This window comes from Pelomonas sp. KK5, from assembly GCF_001984095.1.
Taxonomy (GTDB): Bacteria; Pseudomonadota; Gammaproteobacteria; order Burkholderiales; family Burkholderiaceae_C; genus KK5.
In genome coordinates this window covers 1-3,762 of record NZ_LYVQ01000373.1, presented here as the reverse complement: position 1 = coordinate 3,762, position 3,762 = coordinate 1, and the positions used below count along the sequence as shown (strand labels likewise).

Here is a 3,762-nt window from a genome sequence, read left to right as displayed (position 1 = left end):
CAACCGCGTGCCGCGCGCGCGGCTGGTGGCAGCGGCCGCAGTCCGGATCCTCGTCCAGCCGCTGCTGCCGGGCGTGCCCGTGGCGCTGGACGACGAGCGCTTCGACGCGGTCACCCGCCACACCCAGCTGCCGGTGCTGGTCGACTTCTGGGCGACCTGGTGCGGCCCCTGCCGGATGATGGCGCCGCAGTTCGAGCAGGCCGCGGCACGGCTCCAGGGCCAGGTGCTGCTGGTCAAGGTGGACAGCGACGCCAACCCGCAGGCCGCGGCCCGCTTCGCGGTGCGCAGCATCCCCACGCTGGTGCTGCTGCGCGAGGGCGTGGAGCAGCGCCGGCGCACCGGCGCCCTGCCGGCCGCCGAAATTGTGTCTTTCGCGCGCGGCCTGGGCTGAGGGCGCCAGCCTATGGTCCACTCGACGGATGGACCGCCGAACACCCCGTGATTTCGCCGCGCGGCTGGATATCGCCCTGCCGATCATCCAGGCCCCGATGGCCGGCTTCCAGGACAGCGCGCTCGCCATCGCGGCCGCCTCCGCCGGCGCCCTGGGCTCGCTGCCCGGTGCCTCGCTGGCTCCGCCGCAGCTGCGCACCCATGTGCAGGCGATGCGCGACGCGGGCGCCAGGGCGGTCAACGTCAACTTCTTCTGCCATGCCCCGCCCGAGCCCGACGCGGCCCGGGAAGCGGCCTGGCGCGAGGCGCTGCGGCCCTTCTTCGAGGAATACGGCGTCGACCCGGCGCTGATCGCCGGAGGCCCCGGCCGCCTGCCCTTCGGCGAAGAGGCGGCGGCGCTGGTCGAGGAACTGCGGCCGGAGGTGGTCAGCTTCCATTTCGGGCTGCCGGCGCCGGCCCTGCTGGAACGGGTGCGGCGCAGCGGTGCGCAGGTCTGGTCCTCGGCGACGACGCTGGAGGAGGCGCGCTGGCTGGAGGCGCGTGGCGTCGATGCGGTGATCGCCCAGGGTGTCGAAGCCGGCGGGCATCGCGGCGTGTTCCTGGGCGCGGAGACGAGTACGCAGATGGGCACCTTCGCCCTGCTGCCCCAGGTGGCGGCGGCCGTCCGCTGCCCGGTGATCGCCACCGGCGGCATCGCCGACGCGGCGGGCGTGGCAGCGGCGCTGCGGCTGGGCGCCAGCGCGGTGCAGGTCGGCACCGCCTTCCTGCGCACGCCCGAGGCGCTGACCAGCGCGATCCATCGCGCGGCGCTGGCCTCGCCGGCCGCCGCCGTCACCGCGCTCACCAATCTCTTCACCGGCCGCCCGGCCCGCGGCATCGTCAACCGGCTGATGCGCGAGCTGGGGCCGCTCAGCGACGCGCCGCCGGCCTTCCCTCTGGCGGTCAATGCGCTGGCGCCGCTGCGCGCGGCGGCCGAGAAGGCGGGCAGCGGCGACTTCTCGCCGCTGTGGTCGGGGCAGAACGCCAGCGGGGCGCGTGACGCGCCGGCGGCCGAGATCGTCAGACTGCTAGGGGCCGGCCTGGACTGACTTGCGGGCTCGGGCCGCGGTGTACAGCGTCTCGCGCAGGAACTTCACCGCCGGATCCTTCGCCAGCCGCGGGTGCCAGTACTGGTGGATCTCGATCGCCGGGATCTCGAAGGGCAGGCCCACGACCTTGACCGCCGCGATCGGCGCGAACAGCTCGTAGAGCTCGCGCGGCACGATCGCGATCAGCTCGCTGGCCGCGACGATGAAAGGCAGCGAGGCCACGTGGCCCGTGCTCATGCCCACCGTCACGCGCAGGCCGTGGCGGTTCATCAGGGCGTCGATCCAGGCCGAGGTGGCGGGCACCGTCGGCAGGCGGATCTGCGGCGCGGCGGCGAACTGCTCGATCGTCAGCGCGCGGCCGATCGCTGCATGGCCGCGCCGCGCGATGCAGACGTAGTCGCGCTTGTAGAGCAGCTGGTGCAGCAGCAGGTCGTGCGCCTGCGGGAAGTGGCCGGCGGCCAGGTCCATCGCGCCGGACTCCAGCGCCTGCGCCAGCATCGCCGGGTCGCCCTGCATCGGGGCCAGGCGCGCACGCGGGGCCAGCGCCGTCATCTGCTGCATCAGCCGCGGCAGCAGCGTGATCGCCCCCATCTCGTTCATGCCGATGCGGAACTCGCGCTGGCTGCTGGCCGGGTCGAAGGCGGCCAGGCCGGCGATCTCGGTCTCGACGATGCGCAGCACCCGCGCCGCCGGCTCGGCCAGGCGCTGGGCGAAGGGCGTGGCCGCCATGCGGTTGCCCACGCGCACGAACAGCGGGTCGCTGAAGCGCTGGCGCATGCGGTCGAGCTGGTAGCTCAGCGTGGACTGGGTGACGCCCAGGCTCTGCGCGGCGCGCGTCACCGTGCCGTCGCGCAGCAGGGCCAGCACGGCGCGCAGGTCGGCCAGCTGCGGCTCGCCGGTCTCCATCTCGCTTGTCTTCTGGGTCATCGAATTTGTCCATAACCTGAATCGATGGGCGAGTCTATCCACTCGCCGGGCGCTTTCATAACCTTGTCGCCAACAACAGGAGACAAGCAAGTGGTGGATCAGACCGAAGTCCTGATCGTCGGCGCCGGCCCCGTGGGCCTCGCGCTGGCGATCGAGCTGGGCACCCAGGGGCGGCGCTGCGTCGTCGTCGAGAAGAACGAGCGCACCGGCCTGGCCCCGCGCGCCAAGACCACCAACGTGCGCAGCCGCGAACTGCTGCGGCGCTGGGGCATCGCCGAGCGGCTGGCCGCCCGCTCGCCCTTCGGCGTGGACTATCCGTCCACCGTCGTGTTCGCCACCCGCCTGGGCGGCCGCGAGCTGGCCCGCTTCGAGAACGCCTTCTACTGCGCGCCGCAGCGCGACGATCGCTTCGCCGAGCATGCGCAGTGGGTGCCGCAGTACGAGGTGGAGGCGGCGCTGCTGTCGCGGGTGCAGGAACTGCCGAGCGTCAGCCTGCGGCTCGGCACCGCGCTGGAGAACTTCGCGCAGGACGCCGCGGGCATAACGGCCCAATTGAGCGGCGGCGAGACCCTGCATGCCGACTACCTGGTCGGTGCCGACGGCGCGCGCAGCACGGTGCGGGAGCTGCTGGCGATCAGGATGGAAGGCACGTCCCCGCTGGGCCACTTCCACAACATCGTGTTCCGCTCGCCGGGCCTCGCCGAGAAGCATGCGCTGGGGCCGGCCGTCATGTACTGGCTGGTCAACGCCGAGGTGCCCTCGGTCGTCGCCCCGCTGGACAGCGGCGACCGCTGGACCTTCGGGTGCCCGCTGCTGGGCAAGAGCCCCGACGCCGACCCGACGCCGCTGATCCGCGCCGCGCTGGGCCTCGGCGCGGCGCTGGAGATCGAGATCCTCGGCCGCGATGTCTGGACCGCCCACCAGCTGATCGCCACCCGCTACCGCGCCGGCCGGGTCTTCCTGGCCGGCGATGCCTGCCACCTGCATCCACCCTATGGCGGCCATGGCATGAACATGGGCATCGCCGACGCGGTGGACCTGGGCTGGAAGCTGGCCGCCACGCTGGCCGGCTGGGGCGGCCCGAAGCTGCTGGACAGCTACGAGGCCGAGCGGCGGCAGGTGCACCGGCGCGTCGTCGACGAGGCGGTGGTGAACCTCGGCCGCAGCTCCGGTTCGCTGTTCCAGCCGGGGCTCGAAGACGCGGGTGCGGCGGGCGATGCGGTGCGCGCCGTCGTCGCGACGGAGATCCTCGCCGGCAAGCGCCAGGAGTTCGATTCGCTGGGCGTGGTGATCGGCGCGCACTACGAGGAATCACCGGTGCTGGTGCGCGAGGCGGCCGATACGCCGCGGCGCGTTC

Annotated in this window: 4 protein-coding genes; 3 read left to right on the top strand and 1 reads right to left on the bottom strand. The window is 73.2% G+C overall.

Annotated features, from left to right (window positions below; genetic code table 11):
* Together trxA and B0W88_RS30505 are read left to right on the top strand one after the other, a co-directional pair.
* Positions 1-391 (top strand): thioredoxin (gene trxA / locus B0W88_RS30510; protein WP_077038255.1); only part of this gene is annotated, 391 nt, incomplete at its 5' end.
* A gap of 28 nt (positions 392-419) precedes the next feature.
* Positions 420-1,478 carry a nitronate monooxygenase family protein gene (locus B0W88_RS30505; RefSeq protein WP_077038254.1) on the top strand — a complete coding sequence of 353 codons (1,059 nt, stop codon included), beginning with the start codon at positions 420-422 and terminating at the stop codon, positions 1,476-1,478.
* Here the strand turns inward: B0W88_RS30505 and B0W88_RS30500 are convergent.
* Entirely contained in the window at positions 1,458-2,405 is a 948-nt protein-coding gene (locus B0W88_RS30500; RefSeq protein WP_077038253.1) for a LysR family transcriptional regulator, read from the bottom strand. The genes B0W88_RS30505 and B0W88_RS30500 overlap by 21 nt on opposite strands.
* Positions 2,406-2,495: 90 nt before the next feature.
* Here B0W88_RS30500 and B0W88_RS30495 point away from each other — a divergent pair.
* A partial coding sequence (locus tag B0W88_RS30495; RefSeq protein WP_077038252.1) for an FAD-dependent monooxygenase occupies positions 2,496-3,762 on the top strand: 1,267 nt, incomplete at its 3' end.